Raw genomic sequence first — 17,591 nt, forward strand, 5'->3', positions numbered from 1 at the left:
ACAGCAGACATGTCGCCCGGAAAAAGGTAACACATCCGGCGGCCACGACGTTCGCATTCTCGCACGACCTGGTCAATAACGCCTCCACACTTACCTGCCGCAGTGGGTTCGTCCGTTCGACGACAGCACCTAACCAGTCGAAAACTTGGTTTTTTAATAAACTAGCAGCGGTCGTGACACAGGTGGGGGCGGCTGCATCTGCAGCAGCCACACGCCCCACCCTGACCAAGAACGCACAACACATACAACACACAACAACTGTGACAATAGTTATTTATTTCTTGACAAAATAACTTTCAAAAATTACCCTCCCGCATCAATTGGAACAGTGATCACACCGGACTTTGCCGGTTTGCCGTGCATGGGTAAACCGTGTTTAAAGGCTGTTTTTTGCCAATCATCTATGCTACTAAACTACGAGCACATCTAATGAATCTTACGGTGAACGGCAAGCCCGCACCATCGCCGAGGTGACTCCTGTCTCGCGCAACTACCTGCCCGATGCCCTCAAGGCGGAGCAGCGCAAGTATGTCACCGTGGAATTGAACGGCGATACCAGATCGCGGTGATTTCGAGACGACTACAGTCACAGTCGGCGACAGCATCGAATTTCTCTATTTTATGGGCGGAGGTAGATAGTGAAGCTCACCGAAGAGCAGATTAACCGCTATTCCCGGCACATCCTTCTCAAGGAAGTCGGCGGCAAGGGGCAGTTGAAGCTGATAAACGGCAAGGTGCTGGTGATCGGCGTCGGCGGCCTCGGTTCTCCCATCGCCCTCTACCTTGCCGCGGCAGGGGTAGGCACCATCGGCATTGCGGACGCCGACCAGGTCGACCTCTCCAACCTGCAGCGCCAGATCATCCACAGCACCCCGGACGTGGGCAAGGCAAAGGTGCTCTCAGCCAAGGAGAAGATGCTTGCCATCAACCCAAAACTGAACGTGGTAACCTACGAGACCTGGGTCAACGCGGACAACATCCTGCCGATGATCGCCGACTACGACTTCATCATCGACGGCACCGACAACTTTGCGGCCAAGTTCCTGATCAACGATGCCTGCGTTCTGGCTGGCAAGCCCTACTCCCACGGCGGCATCCTGCAGTTCGACGGGCAGACCTTTACCGTGGCCCCGGGCGAGTCCCCGTGCTACCGCTGTGTCTTCCCGGAGCCGCCGCCCAAAGAAGTCATCCCCACCTGCTCGCGGGCTGGCGTGATCGGCGTCCTCCCCGGCGTTATCGGCACCCTGCAGGCCACGGAGGCGATCAAGTTCCTTCTTGGCGCCGGCGACCTGCTGCACGGTCGGCTGCTCACCTACAGCGCGTTGCGCATGCGCTTCCGCGAGGTGCCCATCCGGAAAAACCCGAAGTGCCCGATCTGCGGCGACAACCCGACCATCACCGAACTGAAGGACGAACTCGATGCCCTGACCGTCTGCGATCTTGGGCACTGAGATGCTGGAGATCCCTAGGGAGGTACTGGTCGCGGTGATCGCCCAGGCGCAGGAGGGCTTCCCGTTGGAAGTGTGCGGGCTCATGGGAGGTACCGGGAACCGCGTGGCGTCCCGCTACCCGATGACCAACACCGATGCGAGCAACGAGCACTTCATGATGGACCCGAAGGAGCAATTCGCCGCGGTTAAGGCGATGCGTGCCGCTGGCGAGGAGATGCTAGCCATCTACCACTCGCACCCGGAGTCCCCAGCCCACCCCTCGCTGGAGGACATCCGCCTCGCTCTGACCCCCAACGTATGCCACCTGATCCTGTCGCTGGAGAACCGTGAAGAGCCGGTGGCCAGGGCGTTCAGGATCAGTGCTGGCAACGTGGAGCCGGTGGAACTGATCATAGCAGGGTGAACCCAAAGGCATTCGAACAGGGATAAAAGGGATACGGCAACATTGGGAACCTATGTCCCGGTTTTGTCCCTGGTATCCCTTTTATCCCTGTAAATGTTTTTGATTCAGGAGAGAAAACGTGGCTGAACCGAAGATTGATCTGAAAAACCTGAAGGCCGGCGGTTTCATCAAGGAGCGCGGCAAGGACCTGTTCACGGTGCGCCTGCGCGTGCCCGGCGGCAGGATGTCAGTGGACCGCCTGGCAAAGATCGCAAGGGTTGCACAAAAATTCGGTAAAGGATACGTGCACCTGTCGGTGCGCCAGTCCATCGAACTGATCAACATAAACTTCGCAGATTTCGACGCGGTGGTCGCCGAACTGGGCGAGGAACAACAGAAAGTCGCCTCCTGCGGTGCACGCGTGCGCGTCCCCACCGCCTGCGGCGGCTGCGAATACAACCCCAACGGCCTTGTCGACACGCAGAAGTCCGCGCTAGAGGTGGATCAGAAGCTGTTCGGGACTGCCACCGGCCACCACAAGTTCAAGGTCTGCTTCGCAGGCTGCCCCTTCGACTGTCCTAAGTCGGCCATTAACGACGTCGGTTTTCAGGGTGCGGTCTGGCCCAAACTCGATGTCGACGGCTGCATCGGCTGTGGCCTGTGTGCCAAGTCCTGCACGGAGGGGGCGCTCAGCATGGGCGCGGACAAGAAGCCGGTCTTCGATGCGGTCAAGTGCATCTACTGCGGCGACTGCATCAAGGTCTGCCCGACGGGCGCATGGAGCGCTGAGAAAAAGGGGTACACGGTAAGAATCGGCGGCAAATGGGGGCGTCGTCCCTTGGTCGGGACCCTCTTCGCCACCTTCGTCCCCGAAGAGCGCGTGGTGGACTTCATCACCTGCGTCCTCACCTGGTACCAGGAGAAGGCGGAGGGAGCCGGGCGCGTGCGCTTGGGAGACATCATCATCCGCGAAGGGTGGCAGTCTCTGTTGGAGCGCCTGCGTAGCGAATTCCCTCAGTACGTGGTTCAGCAAACTATTGCTCCGCAAGTCATCCAAACTCAGCTGCCGCTGCCCGGCCAGCAGGCTTAAAGCAAAAAACGAGGAAACAGCATGCAAACCATTGACCTCAGGGGTGTTACTTGCCCTACCAACTTCGTCATGGCTAAGCTGGAACTGGAGGACATCGAGACGGGCACCACCATCGAATTCCTGCTGGACGACGGCGAGCCGGCCAAGAATGTCCCCAGGAGCCTGAAGGACGAAGGGCACAAGCTGCTCGGCTTACAGGAAAGGGATGGGTACTACGTGCTCACGCTGGAAAAAGGCGAGGATTAACTGGTTTGTCCTCGCTGAGAGTAGAAGTGGTCCGTCCCCATCGCCCTCCAGGAGAGGGTGCCCGAAGGGCGGGTGAGGGAAGCGCCACGGAGTGAGACATTCGTCTGATGCACAGTGCCCTCACCCCGCCCCTCTCCCGGAGCGTGGACAGGCGATATATGAATGATTCGGCGTTGTGCGCTAGGATCCGGATCGACGGGAAAAGAAAAATGTCAGGTAAAAAACGAGTTATTGTGGCAATGAGCGGCGGCGTCGATTCATCGGTGACCGCCGCTCTTCTCAAAGAACAGGGACACGACGTCATCGGAGTCTCACTCCAGCTCTACGAGCGCCCCGAAAAGACGCCATCCGGCGGCAAAACCTGCTGTTCCCTAACCGACGTCATGGACGCCGCCCGCGTCGCCAAACGCCTCGGGATCCCATTCCAGGTAGTGGACCTGCGCCAGCGCTTCAAGGAACTGGTGATCGACGATTTCGTCTCGGAATACCAGGCGGGCAGAACCCCGAACCCCTGCGCACGTTGCAACGAGAGGATCAAGTTCGGCCTGCTCCTGGAGATGACCGCCTCCTTCGACGCCGACCTCCTCGCCACCGGGCACTACGCCCGCATCGAGCAGGACGCGACCAACATCTACCGGCTACGCAAAGGACTGGATCCCCGCAAAGACCAGACCTACTTCCTGTTCGGCATGAACCAGCAGCAACTGGCGCGCACCATCTTTCCTGTGGGACACCTGGAGAAGCCAGAGGTGCGGCAGCTCGCCACGCGCTTCAACCTCCCCGTGGCCCAAAAGCAGGAAAGCCAGGAGATCTGCTTCATCCCCGACAACGACTACGTCCGCTTCCTGGAAGAAAGCGGCGTCTCGCCGCGCGAAGGCGAGATCGTGGACCACGACGGCAAAGCGTTGGGGCACCACGACGGTATCCACCGCTACACCATCGGGCAGCGACGCGGATTGGGCATCGCCTGGAAGGAACCGCTCTACGTCACTGGTCTCGATCCCGCGAAGGCGCAGGTTGTGGTCGGGCCGAAAGAGGAACTGCACCGGAGCCACCTGCTGGCCAACCAGCTCACCTGGACCGACACCCCCATCACCGGCAGTTTCCGCGGCACCTGCAGCATCCGCTACCGGCAACAGCCGGTGCCTTGTCGTGCCGAACTGTGCCAGGACGGCAGGCTGCGGGTCGATTTCGACACGCCGCAGACAGGGGTGACCCCGGGGCAGGCCGTAGTTTTCTACGACGGCGACAGCGTGGCAGGCGGCGGCTGGATCCTCTAATCAGCCGCCAATTCAACTAAGGCGGCGGAAGGAAGAGGCCTTGATGACCGCGTAAACTTGGGTTCTCGCCTGGATAGCAAGATCATCAGCTGCCTGAACCACCACTTCCGCGATCAGCGTTTCGTGCCCACAACGCAGCTCAACACCCACCTTGTTTCCTGAGGGAAAGGTGTCCATCACGGTGCACTTAAGGAGGTTGCGGGCGCTGACCGCCTCGGGATGCCTGGTGAACAGGATGATGTCCCGCGAGGAAAGCTCGAACACCGCCATCGGCTCGTCGTTGCCCGCAGAAACAAAGATCTCCTCCATCCCCCACCGGTACACGTACAGCCCCCCCATCTTGCGCAGTTTCTCTACCTGCAACACGTTGATATAGCCCACCTGGCTCTGCCCCATCCGTTCGCGGGCCAGTTGTTCAGGCGTAGTCTGCCCGAGCACCCTCCCGCCCCCCATGGCCAGCACCTGGTCGGTCAAAAGCCGTATCTCCAGCAGGGAATGAGAAATGAAAAGGTAGGGAATCCGGAATCTTTCACTGGCACGTTTCAAGTAGTGGATGATCTGCAACTTGAGGGCGTCGTCGAGCGCGGACAGGGACTCGTCCATGAGCAACAGGCGCGGATTGGAGAGTATCGCCCGCCCCAAGGCGACCCGCTGCTTCTCGCCGCCGGAAAGACGGTTCACCCCGCGGTCAAGCAAACCGTCCAGTTTGAGCACGGAGACCAGTGCCTTGACGTCGATCTGCCGGTGTCGGGACGGACAGCGCCGGTAGCCGTAGAGCAGATTTGCCTCAACGCTAAGGTGCGGAAACAGGCAGCTGTCCTGGAACACGATGGCAACCCGGCGTTCCTGCGGGGGGAGGTTGATGCCGCGCTCGCTGCTGAACAGGCAGGTACTGTCGAGGACGATCTCCCCCTGGTCAGGCTCGAGCAGCCCGGCGATCAGGCTGACCAGGGTTGATTTGCCGCTCCCGGAGACACCGAAGACGCCAACCTGCTCCCCCGTCACGGTAAAGTCCGTGTTCAGGTCGAAGGCCCCGAAGTCCTTGGCAACCGCCATACTCAATTCCATATCACTGCCTCCTGGCAAGCTTCCTGGTAAGGCTCTCGTGCACCAGCAGTACGAGTACCGAGAGGACGATGGCAATGGCACACAGCACCAGCGCGGCCTGCTCGCCTCCCGGGGAACCGGCATAATCGTAGATGGCAAGCGGGATGGTGCGGGTAATACCGGGTATGTTCCCGGCAACGATGACAGTCGCCCCGAATTCGCCCAAGCTGCGCGCGAACATGAGCGACGATCCGGCCACGACGCCGTTCCGGGACAAGGGGAGGATGACGGTCAGCAGCGAGTCCAGGGAGCCGGCGCCCAAGGTGCGCGATGCCTGTATCAGGCGGGTGTCGATCGATGACATGGCAAGGCGAATGGAGCGCACCAGCAGGGGGAAGCCTACCAGCGCAGAAGCCAGGACGGCTGCCTTCCAGGTGAAGATGAGGCGCACGCCGAGAGGCTCCAGCACGGGGGCAAGCAGGCCGTTGTTACCCAAGGCCACCAGGAGCAGGTAGCCCATGACCACCGGGGGCAGCGTGAGCGGGAGGTTCACCAGCACTTCGAGGAGCACCTTCCCCCTGAACTGGAAGAAGGTCATCAGATAGGCGTAGAGGAAACCGAACGGGAGACTGAGCAGGGTCGCGGTGAAGGCGACCTTGAGGGAGAGGCTGATAGCATCGAAATCGGGACTGCTCAGAACCGGCATGGCTCACCTCGCTGTGATGTCATCCCGGTAGCAGGTTTTGTTCCAGATACGGTAAACGGCGCAAGTGGCGGGGGAATGGGAGGTTTGGTCGGGATGGTGTGGGGGAAACGCAGCGTGTTCAGGCGGGACTGCTCAAATTTGGGGCAGGTTTGGGTGAGGTGCAGGCAGAAATAGCCAAAGCAGATCCCCCTCCCCCCGCGCTAAGGGGGGTGACGCCCGTGCCGGTGAACAGGGATGAGGCATTTAGGGGCGCAGCTTTAGATGTCAGCAAACATTCGCTAGCTACAGTCTGTGAAGAGAGGTGAGGAAGGGGGGTGCAAAAGGTCAGGCCCCGTTGGCAAGGGGGACGCCGCGCATCAACTCGCCGGTCTCTGTTTCGCCCAGAACCGATTCGATGGCGGCGTATCCAGCCACCAGCATCTCCCACAGCTTCTCGCTGCGGTGTCCGTCGCTGCCAACGCAGGAATACAGGCCGTGCCTGAGAAACAGTAGTGCGCGTTCGCGCACCTCGTAACCGTAGTACCCGGCGAAACTGCCGATATTGCCCTGGAACCGACAGCCCAGTCGCTTGAGTTCCACGATCTCTGCATGCTCCAGGTCGAGTTCGGGCTCTTTGCCGAGCACCAGGGAAAGCACGCCGCGCAGCCCCACTGCCGGCCGAACCGGGTCGAAGGCGCTGCAACGCTCGGGGTGTGCGATGAGTGGGGAGAGGCCGTGTCCGGCGAAGGTTTGCACCATGGGCCGCAGCAGGTCAGGACCGGAATGGAATGGAACTTCAACCAGCAGGTAGCGGGAGCCCCCGGCCCTGAGCGCCTTCGGGAGCATCTCCGGCAGGTACTGGTCCAGGTAGTGTTCGTTGCCGGGAACAAGGCGCAGGGAGATTCCCTCGTCATCAAGCCGCCGCTGCATGAGGTGCACGGCGCGGACAACGCGACCCGGATCATTCTCATAGCCGCCGCGAATGAGGTGCGGCGTGCAGTGCACCGTACCGAAGCCGAAACTTGAGAGTGTGCGCGCCATGTCAAGCGACTCTTTCACATCGACAGCGCCGTCATCGAGCGCGGGAAGCAAATGGCAGTGATAATCAACGAAGTCTGACCCCATGCAACATTCTGTAACACCTGTACGTCAGTAAGTCAAAGCAGGGTTCAATTACAAAGCTTTAAAGGTATCCGTCAGCAGTGAGAGTATTCCCTTCCCCACGCCTTGCCATCAGCGGCGCCCCCGGTAGAATTGTTTCTTGTGCAAGGAGGTATTGTGGCTGACAACTTCCTGAAGACCTCACGACTGGACCAGTTCCTGGAGACCCTACGTCTCTTCGGTGAGCTGCACGCCCCCACCATACTGGAAAGCGGGGTGGTCTCTTTCGCACCACTTGACGACCCCACCCAGCTGCACCTCGACTACCGCCGCACCCAGATCCCCCCCAAGAAATACCTGCTCCCCTTCAGGGAAGAGATCCTGCACTGCCACGGCGGCAACTACCGTGAAGGTCAATCGGATGCCGGCGACACGGTGCTTTTCGGCATCCATAGCTGCGACCTGGAAGGCATCGCCTACCTGGACCGGGTCTTCATGGCCGACGCGGCCGATCCAAGCTACGCCGCGCGTAGGGCCCGCCTGACACTGGTCGGGGTCTCCTGCGAGCCAGACGACTTCTGTTTCTGCCCGGAAGGGATGCAGTCCACCTCCTGCGACCTATTCCTTAACGCCTGTGCTGATGGGTTCCATCTCGCCGGCTACAGCGCGAAAGGGCAGGCGCTGCTGTCCGCAGCGGCGCACCTGCTGGAAACAGGGGAGCCTGTTCCGCCACCTGCCCTCTCAGCCGTCTGCCGCGCCCCTGAGGACCCCGAGCTGCGCTTTTCCGACCATCCGCTTTGGCAAAAGTACGCCTCCACCTGCGTCTCGTGCGGGGCCTGCTCGGTCTGCTGCCCCACCTGCTACTGCTTCGACGTGCGCGAATACCCTGTACTTTCGGGGGGGGGAACGCGAATCAGGGAGTGGGACAACTGTCTGTTCGCCAGCCACGGCGAGGTATCCGGCGCCAACTTCCGCCCGGACCGGCTGGATAGACTGCGCTACCGCTTCCTGCACAAGTTCTGCGGCTTTACGCCGCTGCAGGGAGTCAACTCCTGCGTCGGCTGCGGCCGGTGCAAGGCGGTCTGCCCGGTGGGCATCGACCTGCGCGAACTGACCGTCGCGCCCGAACAGGTGCAGCCATGAGAGAGCACCGCCACTCGCCCCACGTTCCCTACGCGGCGCAATTGATCGATCGTCGCGACCTCTCCGAGGACACGTCACTGTTCCGCATCGCGCCAGAGGCGAGCGCGCTGGCCGAGCTTGCCTCCTTCGTTCCCGGGCAATTCGTGCAACTTTCGGTCCCCGGCGCGGGTGAAGTCCCGATTTCACCGGCGGACCTTCCCGCCGCGGATGGAACACTGGAGTTATGCGTGCGGCGCGTTGGGCACGTCACCGAACTGCTGCACAAACTAAAGCCTGGAGCCCGACTCGGGCTGCGCGGCCCCTTCGGCTGCGGGTTCCCGCTTGGCGACATGGCCGGCCGACCGGTCCTGCTTCTCGCCGGGGGGCTGGGGATAGCCCCCTTGCGATCGCTGCTCATACACCTTTTGCGGCAGCGAGACCGGTACGGGGACATCACGCTGATGTACGGCGCCAAGCAGCCCAGGCTCATGCTGTTCCGCGAAGAACTCGCTGCACTTGCGGCCGGCGGCGGCATGAGGCTCTACCTGACCGTCGATTTCGCGCCGGAGCAGCAGGAGGGAGACTATTCCTGCGCCGTCGGTTTGCTGCCCGACCTCCTGAAGGGATTCCGCTTCGATGCAGCCGCCACCTATGCCGCACTCTGCGGACCGCCTCCCCTGTACCGTTGCCTGGTCGCCGACCTGGAGCGCGCCGGGGTCGCGGCGGAACGTATCCTGCTGAGCCTCGAACGCAGGATGCGCTGCGGCGTGGGCCGCTGCTGCCACTGCGCGATCGGGCAGAAACTTTGCTGCATGGACGGCCCGGTGTTCCGTGCCAGCGACCTTAAAGGGATACCGGAGGCACTGTGAAACCGATGAAAGTTGCCATAACCGGCCTCACTGCCTGCTCGGGGTGTCAGTTGACCCTCTTGAACTGCGAGGATGAACTCCCCGAACTGCTCGCCCTGTGCGAACTGGTCTACTTCCCCCTCGCTGAAAGCGGCAACGTGCTTGACGTGCAGTTTGACGCCGCCATAGTGGAGGGGGCCGTTTCCACTCCCAAGGACCTGGAACTATTGTTCAAACTTAGAAACGCCAGTAGTGTGCTGGTCGCCTACGGGACCTGTGCGCTCTTTGGTGGCGTCGCCGCCATGAACAACACCACGAGCGCCAGGACAGACCTGCTGCACACGGTGTTCGGGGATGCGCAGAAGATGCCGGACAGCTTCGCCCCCGCCCCTTTGCACAACTACGTCAGCGTCGATGCGGCAGTCACCGGGTGCCCGCCGGAAAAACAGGAGATCCTGGAGATGGTGGCGGCGCTCGCAGCGGGCACAACTCCTCCTACCCGATCCTATCCCGTCTGCACCGAGTGCCGCAGCCGCGAGAACCTCTGTCTTTTGCTTGAAAAAAAGGAACTCTGCCTGGGTCCCGTGGTGCAGGGCGGCTGCAACGCGCGTTGCCCCGCCACCGGGATCGTCTGCGAGGGGTGCCGGGGTCCGGTGCGCGAGGCCAACGTGGCCCAGGAGCTTGAACTGTTGCTGGAGCGGGGTTTCGGCAGGGATGAGATCGAACGCAGGATGAGCCGTTTCAAGCCGGAGTGGAATTATGGGCAGCGTCGTTGAGATAGCGCCTCTTACCAGGCTGGAAGGTCACGGCAGGCTCCGGGTCTACCGCGAAGGTGGGCGGGTCGAACGGATCGAGCTGCAGTTCGTCGATTCGCCACGCCTCTTCGAGGCCCTCCTGGTCGGCAAGGGTTTCGCCGAGGTGCCGGAAATTGTCTGTCGCATCTGCGCGCTCTGCTCCACGGTGCACAAGGTGACCGCGCTCCTCGCGGTGGAGGACACCTTCGGTGTCGAGGTGTCGGAGGTGACCGCGCTCACCAGGGAACTCGTGCTGCAAGCCGGCATGATCCAGGACCACGCACTGCACCTGTACTGTCTGGTGCTACCCGATCTCCTCGGCGTGCGGGGGGTGGCCGAACTGGCACGGGTCGCGCCGGAACTGCTGAAGACCGGTCTGGCGATCAAGAAGGCCGGCAACATGATCCTGGAAACTGCCGGGGGACGGCTAATCCACCCGGTCAACATCTGCCTCGGTGGGCTCGGTCGCTGCCTCAACAAGAAGGAGCTGACGCGGTTGCGGGACGAACTGCACAAGGTGCTCCCGGCAGCGCAAGAGGCGCATCGCCTGTTCAGCACCCCCTTCCCCTTCCCCGAACTCCCCAAGCCCGATTTTCTCGCCCTACAGCCATCCGAACGCCCGCTCGCAGGGCGTCTGTGCCAGATGGCCGACGGATCCTCCTTTCCGCTGCCGGAGTACCGCCAGCACATTAAGGAGACGGTGCTCGACTACTCCAACGCCAAGCTCTCACGCGTGCTGGGCAAAGAGGCCACTGTGGGCGCGCAAGCCCGACTTCACCTTGCCCCGGACCTGGAGCCGTTCGCGGCACAGCTTTTCAGCGCCCACCGGCACGAGCTGATCGGCAAGGACATGCGAGGCAACAACCTGGCCCAAGCGATCGAGATGTGCCACGCAACGGAACGAGCCCTGAGTTTGGTCGACCGCCTTATCGAGCTTGGACCGCAGCGCGCGGAGGCGCCGCAAATCCACCCGCGTGCCGGCACCGGTTGTGGCGCCTGCGAGGCACCGCGCGGCACCTTGATCCACAGCTATTCATTCGACCCGCAGGGGATATGCACCAGGGCCGACGTGATCACCCCGACCGCGCTGAACCAGGGGGCCCTGGCCCGCGATCTCTTCGCCTTGGCACGCGGCATGGAGGGAGAAGAAACAAACCGCATGACCACGGCGCTGGAACGGCTGATCCGCTGTTACGATCCCTGCATATCCTGCTCGGTCCATATTCTGTCACTCTAGCAGGGCAACCCGCTATCCAACCATCACACTACCTGGCCGGCATCGCGTACCTCAATGTGGCAACTTTCGTTGCACCTGCCCTCCTCAGTGCACCTGAAGAACGAAAGGCAACTGTCATACCAACAATCAATAAAAGTGGTCAGACAGGCTTGTGGCAGGGATCACTGAACCCTGCGAAACAGGCGAAATGACAGCAGCTTTGCGAGGCTGATAAAACAAATAAAGCTGCTATTTTTCAACACGTTAGATCAGATGAAATTAATTTCATGTCTGTCTTGACAGTCATAAGCAGGTTGCTAGACTTGGGTCAAGCTTTAGCATGTCAATGCGAGCGGCTCTGGAATACTCGTTGCGCATCTGTTTGGGTCCCTGACTACCTTATTTATCAAGATGTCCCTGGTTTCAGTCGTGGTGAGCAAGCCCTCAACAAGGCAGAGGGAAGCCTAAAGCGTCTTACCGGGGTATGTTGCGACACCGGTCAGTAATCCAATCTTCCTCGTGGCGGTATTCCGGAGCAAAAAAAATTGGCGTTACTCGGGACAACGCTGAAAGCGACTTATCTCATCCGCCAGGCGCCCGCGCTTGAAAAAGGGAAGCCGACCGGTACACGTTGCGAGGAGGCACCGACCACGCAGCACCCGGCCGTGAAGCTTTACCGACGGATTGGAAGAAAGTGCCCCGATCTAACGCCAATGCAGGGAAAAGGCCCATGGAATCCATGGGCCTTTTTTAGTGTCCGTAAAAAGCTGGCAGCGGCGCACTTCTCATAAAGCACCCAATTTCCAGCTATTGCAGCAGTTGACTCTCATTGTGTGGCGGCGCTGGCAACCTGCCGAACGTACGCTCGAAAGACATTGTCTAACTACTTATATTGTTGAGATAAATAATGTCAGCGGTCTTCCACAAGAGCTGTGGATAACTCTGTGGGTAACGCCCCTTGTAACGGAAAAAACCAGTGTGGCGATCGCTAATGATAGCGTTTTGCTCATTTTTTAGGCAGCTTTGATTTTGGCAATAAAAAAGGCGTGACAGACGCCACGCCCCTTCCCTTTCGCACCGCCCCAGGTAATGATCATTCCACCTGCAGCTTCCTGAACCGGTCCTTAATCACCTCTGTTTTCTTGAGCGCCCGCACCTCGAGGATGCTGTCCCTGAAGCTCGCCCTTGAGGTATCGGTAAGGATCGCCACCGGAAGCCGGCAGGTCCTGACGAACGAGCCATAGGAGCGCTCCATACGGTAGTAATCGCTCTGGTCGATGCGCTGCTCCTTGCTCTTTTGCCCGGAGATGGTGATGCTCTCCGGGGAGAGCTGCACGTCGATGTCTTCCAAATTGTCAAGAACGCGCAGCTTTCAGGCGAGCAGCTTTATCAACCCTTGAGCCCGGCCTCCAGGTTGGGGTAGAGCAGCGTGATGCCCAGGTCCTTGAGCATCTTGTTGCTGTCGACGATGCGCCCCTCGGAGAAGTAGGAGATCATGAGCGGGGTCATGAGCTGGCGCGCCTCTGCCATGGTCACCTGCCGGGGCCGGGGGAGCCCGAGCTTGTCAGCCGCTGCGTTGAAGTACGCGGTCATGGTACTAGGGGAGCCGTCGCTCACGTTGAAGACGGCGCCGTCCTTGCCACGCTCCAGCGCCGCCAGGCAGATGCGGGAAAGATCGTCGGCGTGGATCCTGTTGCTGGGGAGGCATTGCTCTTCCAGGAGCACCGGCTGCCCGGTAGTGAGCTGTGTGACCGGCAGGCGGTCGGCCGCATAGATGGCAGTAACCCTGAGAACGACCACGGGGACCCCGCGCTCGCGCCCCCACGCCTGCAGCAGACGCTCGGCATGCAGGCGCCTCTTGCCGCGCGCCGTCTGCGGGTCGGGTTCGGTCTCCTCGGTTACCACTTCACTCCCCCCACCGTAGACGCCGCTGGTACTGATGTAGACCACCTTGGCGGGCTCATCCGCGGCGGCAATGCTGGCCAGGAAGTTGCGCATCCTGGAGTCTTCGTGGCCGCCTCCCGGCGGGGGAGCGAGATAGATCACCCCCGCGCCGCGAGTGGGGAGCCCGTGCAGCGTGTCAGGTTCATCCAGGTTGCCGGCATGGTGTGTCACACCGGCCAGCGGGGCTTCCCCCCTGTTGAAGGTGCAGACGCTCGTTCCCTGTGCAAGTGCCAGTGCGGCTACCCGACGGCCGACGGCGCCACAGCCGATGATCAGTAATGGTTGCATGTAGAAGCCCTCTCGCCATGGAGTTGCGCTGCTGCAGGCGCGGCAGCCTTCCTTTTCTACCAGAAACACCGCCTCGATGTCAGCAAAAAACCCGGAAGAACTGTTCGTCTTTGAGTCACCTTTTTTTGTAAAAATAATTTAATATGCTATGTTTTTGCTTTCCACGGAGGAGAGCCTATGAGATACCGCACCGGCACCTGCGTTGCGCTGTTGCTGTTCACAGGATTGGCTACCGGTGGGCTGATCCCTAAGCAGCAACCGATCCACATCGAACAGGAGGAATACCTGGAAGCCGACGACTGGTTCCAGGCCGGGGTGGAACTGAACAGCGAAGGGAACTACCTGGAGGCCACCGAGGCGTTCAGCAGGAGCGTATCGATAGCGCCGGGCAATGCCCTTGCCTGGTTCAACCTGGGCACATCCCAGGCGCTTACCGGTGACTATATACGCGCCATCGATTCTCTCAAGAAATCGGTGCTGTTGGACAATTCGCTGGCGCTTGCCTATTCCAATCTTGCTGAAGTCTGCTTCAAGGCTGACAGGTACCAGGAAGCTGCCGATGCCTACGTCACCTTGCTTAAACTGTGGCCGGGCAATGCCAATGCGCTGTACAAACTGGGACTGACACACGTGTTGCTTGACCAGAAGGAAAAGGCACAAGGAGAGTATCTATCGCTTAAAATAGTGGATCCCGAACTGGCGGAAAAACTGCGTCGTGCGATAATTCAGGGTGCTGGTAATTGAAGGGAGGGCACCATGCGTTATTCGGCGCTGCTTACCGATCTCTACGAACTCACCATGCTGGCGGGATATCATGACCAGGGGATGCACGAGCGTCCTGCAGCCTTCGACCTTTTCTTTCGTCACAATCCGTTTCGCGGCGGCTACGCCGTGTTCGCCGGACTCGACACCGCCCTCTCCTTCCTCGAGGAACTCTCGTTCAGCAGCGAAGAGCTTGCCTACCTGGACAGCCTGAAAATCTTTAAGCCTCCATTTCTCGATTACCTGTCGCAGTTCCGGTTCAAGGGAAACATAACCGCCCCTCCGGAGGGGACAGTCGTCTTCGGCAGAGAGCCGCTGCTCACCGTGGAGGGTGGGCTCGCCGAGGCCCAGTTCGTCGAGACGGCACTTCTTAACATAATCAATTTCCAGACCCTGGCGGCGACCAAGGCTGCGCGCATCAAGGTCGCGGCCGGTGATGCAACGGTGCTCGAATTCGGCCTGCGCCGCGCTCAAGGGCCCGACGGGGGGCTTTCCGGCGCCAGGGCCGCTTTCATCGGCGGCGTACGCTCCACCAGCAACGTGCTAGCCGGCATGCGCTACGGCATCCCCGTGCGCGGCACCCATGCGCACAGCTGGATCATGGCTTTCCCCGACGAACTCACCGCCTTTCGGGTTTACGCCAAGGAATTCCCGGACAGCTGCGTCCTTTTAATCGACACCTACGACACCTTAAAGTCCGGGCTCCCCAACGCGCTCATCGTGGCGCGCGAACTCAAAGAACGCGGCCATGCCATGGTCGGCGTCCGCATCGACTCGGGCGACCTCGCCTACCTCTCCCGCCAGGTGCGTGCCGCCTTCGACGAGGCAGGCTTCCCCGAGGTCAAGATCGTCGCCTCCAACGAACTGGACGAAAACGTGATCGAGTCCATGCGCCGCGAAGGAAGCCGGATCGATATCTACGGCGTCGGCACGCGCCTGGCTACCTGCGCCGGAGAGGGAGGGGGCGCTCTGGGTGGGGTGTACAAGCTGGTGTGCATGGATGGTGAACCGAAACTGAAGCTCACCAGCGACGTTGCCAAGGCCACGCTGCCTGACCGCAAAAAGGTTTTGCGCGCCCTTGCCCCGGACGGGTCCTTCATCCTGGACCTGATCGCGTTGCAGGACGAGGAGATCCTGCCCGGGGCGGTGGTCTTCGATCCTGCCAACCCGGTGCAGCACGTCCGAATCCCGGACCAGGCGCGACTGGTCGACCTGCGGTGCATGGTGATGAAAAACGGTAGCAGGTGCACTCCTACGCCGGACCTCGAGTCCAGCGCGGACCTTGCCTCCCAGCAACTGAAGCTATTGCCGGATGGGTGCCTGCGACTGGTGAACCCTCATATCTACAAGGTTTCCATCAGCGCCGGTGTCAATACGCTGCGCCTGAAGCTGATGAACCGGGTCCAGAGCAAATACCGCAGTTAGCGCCGGGCGCCGCACCAAGGCGGGAACCGGCACAGGAGGTACGCGATGCAACGCAGAGCCGCCCTGCTCGTGGTCGACGTACAAATCGATTTCTGCCCCGGAGGTGCCCTCGCCGTACCGAATGGCGACCAGGTGGTTCCCCTGCTGAACCGCTACCTCGAACTCTTCAACCAGCGGAGCGCGCCCGTCTTCGCTTCCCGTGACTGGCACCCGGAGCAGAGCAAACATTTCAAAGAACAGGGTGGAATCTGGCCCGTGCACTGCGTACAGGGAACTGCCGGTGCGGATTTCCATCCCGGCTTGAGGCTCCCAGAAGGGACCATCCTCATCTCCAAAGGGATGACCAACTGGGACAACGGCTATTCGGCACTGCAGGGGGTGACTGAAAACGGGACGCCGCTGGCCATGCTATTGCGTCGCATGGAACTGGACCGCCTGTACGTCGGGGGGCTGGCCACCGACTATTGCGTCAAGGAGTCGGTACTGGATGCACTCAAGGAGGGGTTCACGGTGACCGTGTTGACCGATGCCATACGCGGGGTCGAGGTGCAGGCGGGAGACTCGGAACATGCGCTGCAGGAGATGCTGGCGGCCGGCGCCGGGCAGGCGACCTTCGCCTCGGTGCGCAGCACACTTCAGGCCGAAGGTGAAGCCCACCTACCGGCGCGAACGGGGTGAATGGTCAGTTTTTGTTCGGTTTTTTATACCTGCACCATACAAAAATATGCTCCCGGCAAAATTCAGTGCCGCCGGGGCATTTTTTTTTGACAGCGTCCGGGAAACGCGCTAGATTACGCAACATTAAAACCTGCTAGCGCGGAGCCTACCATGATTAAGACGAACAATCTCAAGGTAAAAAGCATCACCCCGATCATTGCACCGAGCGATCTGCGGCAGGTCTTCCCGATCTCGGAGCAGTCCAGCGCCTGCGTGAGCGAAAGCCGCGCGGCCATCTCCAGCATTTTGAGGGGCGAGGACAAGCGGCTCATGGTCGTGGTCGGCCCCTGCTCCATCCATGACCCGAAGGGCGCACTCGAGTATGCCGAGAAACTTGCTGCCCTGGCCAAGGAAGTTTCCGAAGAACTCCTCTTGATCATGCGCGTCTACTTCGAGAAGCCGCGTACCACCATCGGCTGGAAAGGTCTCATCAACGACCCCGGCATGGACGGCACCCACCTTATCTCCAAGGGACTAGGCATCGCCCGCGGCCTGTTGTGCAAGGTGACCGAGATGGGGCTCCCCGTCGCAACCGAGATGCTCGACCCCATCACGCCGGAGTACTTGGCCGACCTCCTCTCCTGGGGGGCCATCGGGGCAAGGACCACCGAGTCCCAGACCCACCGCGAGATGGCCAGCGGCCTCTCCTTCCCGATCGGTTTCAAAAACGGCACCGACGGCAACCTCCAGATCGCCATTGATGCAATGAAGGCCGCGCTGCACCCCCACAGCTTCCTGGGCATCAACCGGGACGGTCTCACCTCCATCCTCCAGACCACCGGCAATCCGGACGTGCACATGGTGCTGCGCGGCGGCAATAAGAAGCCCAACTATTCGCCGGAGGATATCGCCAAGTCGGAGGAGATGCTCGCCAAGGCTGGGCTCAACCCGACCCTGATGGTGGACTGCAGCCACGGCAACTCCGAGAAGAAGTTCGAGCGCCAGACGGAAGTGCTGAAAAGCGTGGTCGACCAGATCGTCGCCGGCAACCGTTCCATCTCAGGCGTCATGATCGAGAGCTATCTGAAAGAGGGGAACCAGCCTATGCCGAAAAACCTCTCAGAGCTCACCTACGGCGTCTCCATCACCGACAGCTGCATCAGCTGGGAGACTACCGAAAAGGCGCTGCGCGAGGCGCACCAGAGGCTGAAGGCGTGCGGCGGAAGGAAGATCGGTTAGCCCGGAACGCAAAG

General features: G+C 60.8%; 18 protein-coding genes and 1 other RNA gene. 14 read left to right on the plus strand and 5 right to left on the minus strand.

The features are described 5' to 3' along the window. Positions 1-638: 638 nt before the first annotated feature. The 5 genes from K7R21_RS06450 to mnmA all read left to right on the plus strand — a co-directional run bounded on the left by K7R21_RS06450 (position 639) and on the right by mnmA (position 4,449). Complete coding sequence (locus tag K7R21_RS06450) at positions 639-1,451, plus strand: HesA/MoeB/ThiF family protein (protein ID WP_224982448.1); 813 nt, start codon at positions 639-641, stop codon at positions 1,449-1,451. A 1-nt stretch (position 1,452) separates the two neighbouring features. Beyond that, the gene (locus K7R21_RS06455; protein WP_224982449.1) at positions 1,453-1,854 is read left to right on the plus strand and encodes a M67 family metallopeptidase; all 402 of its coding nucleotides are present in this window, start codon (positions 1,453-1,455) and stop codon (positions 1,852-1,854) included. A 118-nt stretch (positions 1,855-1,972) separates the two neighbouring features. Continuing rightward, positions 1,973-2,923 (plus strand): 4Fe-4S dicluster domain-containing protein, encoded by a 951-nt coding sequence (locus K7R21_RS06460; RefSeq protein WP_224982450.1) that lies wholly within the window; start codon positions 1,973-1,975, stop codon positions 2,921-2,923. Between the two features lie 21 nt (positions 2,924-2,944). After that, positions 2,945-3,169, plus strand: coding sequence for a sulfurtransferase TusA family protein (locus K7R21_RS06465; RefSeq protein ID WP_224982451.1), 225 nt, complete (start codon positions 2,945-2,947; stop codon positions 3,167-3,169). A gap of 209 nt (positions 3,170-3,378) precedes the next feature. Next, positions 3,379-4,449, plus strand: a complete 1,071-nt coding sequence (mnmA, locus tag K7R21_RS06470) for a tRNA 2-thiouridine(34) synthase MnmA (protein WP_224982452.1) — start codon at positions 3,379-3,381, stop codon at positions 4,447-4,449. A 12-nt stretch (positions 4,450-4,461) separates the two neighbouring features. Here the strand turns inward: mnmA and modC are convergent, their stop codons facing one another. The 3 genes from modC to K7R21_RS06485 all read right to left on the minus strand — a co-directional run bounded on the left by modC (position 4,462) and on the right by K7R21_RS06485 (position 7,306). Next, positions 4,462-5,517 carry a molybdenum ABC transporter ATP-binding protein gene (gene modC, locus K7R21_RS06475; protein ID WP_224982453.1) on the minus strand — a complete coding sequence of 352 codons (1,056 nt, stop codon included), beginning with the start codon at positions 5,515-5,517 and terminating at the stop codon, positions 4,462-4,464. Between the two features lies 1 nt (position 5,518). Beyond that, positions 5,519-6,202, minus strand: a complete 684-nt coding sequence (modB, locus tag K7R21_RS06480) for a molybdate ABC transporter permease subunit (protein ID WP_224982454.1) — start codon at positions 6,200-6,202, stop codon at positions 5,519-5,521. Between the two features lie 324 nt (positions 6,203-6,526). Further along, positions 6,527-7,306 (minus strand): tyrosine-protein phosphatase, encoded by a 780-nt coding sequence (locus K7R21_RS06485; protein WP_224982455.1) that lies wholly within the window; start codon positions 7,304-7,306, stop codon positions 6,527-6,529. A 153-nt stretch (positions 7,307-7,459) separates the two neighbouring features. Between K7R21_RS06485 and K7R21_RS06490 the strand changes: the two genes are divergently transcribed. From K7R21_RS06490 to ssrS, 5 genes are all read left to right on the plus strand, one after another. Next, the gene (locus K7R21_RS06490) at positions 7,460-8,425 is read left to right on the plus strand and encodes a 4Fe-4S dicluster domain-containing protein (RefSeq protein ID WP_224982456.1); all 966 of its coding nucleotides are present in this window, start codon (positions 7,460-7,462) and stop codon (positions 8,423-8,425) included. Next, positions 8,422-9,273, plus strand: coding sequence for an FAD/NAD(P)-binding protein (locus K7R21_RS06495; protein ID WP_224982457.1), 852 nt, complete (start codon positions 8,422-8,424; stop codon positions 9,271-9,273). Before K7R21_RS06490 ends, K7R21_RS06495 begins: the two co-directional genes overlap by 4 nt. 5 nt (positions 9,274-9,278) lie before the next feature. Next, positions 9,279-10,028, plus strand: a complete 750-nt coding sequence (locus K7R21_RS06500) for an NADH-quinone oxidoreductase subunit B family protein (protein ID WP_224983421.1) — start codon at positions 9,279-9,281, stop codon at positions 10,026-10,028. After that, the gene (locus K7R21_RS06505) at positions 10,012-11,283 is read left to right on the plus strand and encodes a Ni/Fe hydrogenase subunit alpha (protein ID WP_224982458.1); all 1,272 of its coding nucleotides are present in this window, start codon (positions 10,012-10,014) and stop codon (positions 11,281-11,283) included. The genes K7R21_RS06500 and K7R21_RS06505 overlap by 17 nt, the downstream gene beginning before the upstream one ends. Before the next feature lie 331 nt (positions 11,284-11,614). Further along, positions 11,615-11,803, plus strand: a non-coding RNA gene (ssrS, locus tag K7R21_RS06510) — 6S RNA. Between the two features lie 552 nt (positions 11,804-12,355). Here the strand turns inward: ssrS and K7R21_RS06515 are convergent. Beyond that, complete coding sequence (locus K7R21_RS06515; protein ID WP_224982459.1) at positions 12,356-12,613, minus strand: Hsp20/alpha crystallin family protein; 258 nt, start codon at positions 12,611-12,613, stop codon at positions 12,356-12,358. 38 nt (positions 12,614-12,651) lie between these two features. Then, positions 12,652-13,494 (minus strand): NAD-dependent epimerase/dehydratase family protein, encoded by an 843-nt coding sequence (locus tag K7R21_RS06520; protein WP_224982460.1) that lies wholly within the window; start codon positions 13,492-13,494, stop codon positions 12,652-12,654. Between the two features lie 177 nt (positions 13,495-13,671). Here K7R21_RS06520 and K7R21_RS06525 point away from each other — a divergent pair, with 177 nt between their 5' ends. The 4 genes from K7R21_RS06525 to K7R21_RS06540 all read left to right on the plus strand — a co-directional run bounded on the left by K7R21_RS06525 (position 13,672) and on the right by K7R21_RS06540 (position 17,577). Then, positions 13,672-14,238 carry a tetratricopeptide repeat protein gene (locus tag K7R21_RS06525; RefSeq protein ID WP_224982461.1) on the plus strand — a complete coding sequence of 189 codons (567 nt, stop codon included), beginning with the start codon at positions 13,672-13,674 and terminating at the stop codon, positions 14,236-14,238. 12 nt (positions 14,239-14,250) lie between these two features. Beyond that, on the plus strand, positions 14,251-15,681 hold the full coding sequence (locus K7R21_RS06530; RefSeq protein WP_224982462.1) for a nicotinate phosphoribosyltransferase: 1,431 nt from the start codon (positions 14,251-14,253) through the stop codon (positions 15,679-15,681). A gap of 45 nt (positions 15,682-15,726) precedes the next feature. Continuing rightward, positions 15,727-16,359, plus strand: a complete 633-nt coding sequence (gene pncA / locus K7R21_RS06535; RefSeq protein WP_224982463.1) for a bifunctional nicotinamidase/pyrazinamidase — start codon at positions 15,727-15,729, stop codon at positions 16,357-16,359. A gap of 150 nt (positions 16,360-16,509) precedes the next feature. Then, positions 16,510-17,577, plus strand: a complete 1,068-nt coding sequence (locus tag K7R21_RS06540; protein ID WP_224982464.1) for a 3-deoxy-7-phosphoheptulonate synthase — start codon at positions 16,510-16,512, stop codon at positions 17,575-17,577. Positions 17,578-17,591: the final 14 nt, after the last annotated feature.

Origin of the sequence: Geomonas agri (assembly GCF_020179605.1) — a bacterium.
GTDB classification, from domain to species: Bacteria; Desulfobacterota; Desulfuromonadia; order Geobacterales; family Geobacteraceae; genus Geomonas; species Geomonas agri.

Excerpts from the sequence above, each read along its gene's own strand:
- modC (WP_224982453.1), bottom strand. The coding sequence starts at position 5,517 with ATGGAATTGAGTATGGCGGTTGCCAAGGACTTCGGGGCCTTCGACCTG.
- K7R21_RS06500 (WP_224983421.1), top strand. The coding sequence starts at position 9,279 with ATGAAAGTTGCCATAACCGGCCTCACTGCCTGCTCGGGGTGTCAGTTG.
- K7R21_RS06495 (WP_224982457.1), top strand. The coding sequence starts at position 8,422 with ATGAGAGAGCACCGCCACTCGCCCCACGTTCCCTACGCGGCGCAATTG.
- K7R21_RS06540 (WP_224982464.1), top strand. The coding sequence starts at position 16,510 with ATGATTAAGACGAACAATCTCAAGGTAAAAAGCATCACCCCGATCATT.
- K7R21_RS06520 (WP_224982460.1), bottom strand. The coding sequence starts at position 13,494 with ATGCAACCATTACTGATCATCGGCTGTGGCGCCGTCGGCCGTCGGGTA.
- mnmA (WP_224982452.1), top strand. The coding sequence starts at position 3,379 with ATGTCAGGTAAAAAACGAGTTATTGTGGCAATGAGCGGCGGCGTCGAT.
- K7R21_RS06485 (WP_224982455.1), bottom strand. The coding sequence starts at position 7,306 with ATGGGGTCAGACTTCGTTGATTATCACTGCCATTTGCTTCCCGCGCTC.
- K7R21_RS06455 (WP_224982449.1), top strand. The coding sequence starts at position 1,453 with ATGCTGGAGATCCCTAGGGAGGTACTGGTCGCGGTGATCGCCCAGGCG.
- modB (WP_224982454.1), bottom strand. The coding sequence starts at position 6,202 with ATGCCGGTTCTGAGCAGTCCCGATTTCGATGCTATCAGCCTCTCCCTC.
- K7R21_RS06525 (WP_224982461.1), top strand. The coding sequence starts at position 13,672 with ATGAGATACCGCACCGGCACCTGCGTTGCGCTGTTGCTGTTCACAGGA.
- K7R21_RS06530 (WP_224982462.1), top strand. The coding sequence starts at position 14,251 with ATGCGTTATTCGGCGCTGCTTACCGATCTCTACGAACTCACCATGCTG.
- K7R21_RS06465 (WP_224982451.1), top strand. The coding sequence starts at position 2,945 with ATGCAAACCATTGACCTCAGGGGTGTTACTTGCCCTACCAACTTCGTC.
- pncA (WP_224982463.1), top strand. The coding sequence starts at position 15,727 with ATGCAACGCAGAGCCGCCCTGCTCGTGGTCGACGTACAAATCGATTTC.
- K7R21_RS06505 (WP_224982458.1), top strand. The coding sequence starts at position 10,012 with ATGGGCAGCGTCGTTGAGATAGCGCCTCTTACCAGGCTGGAAGGTCAC.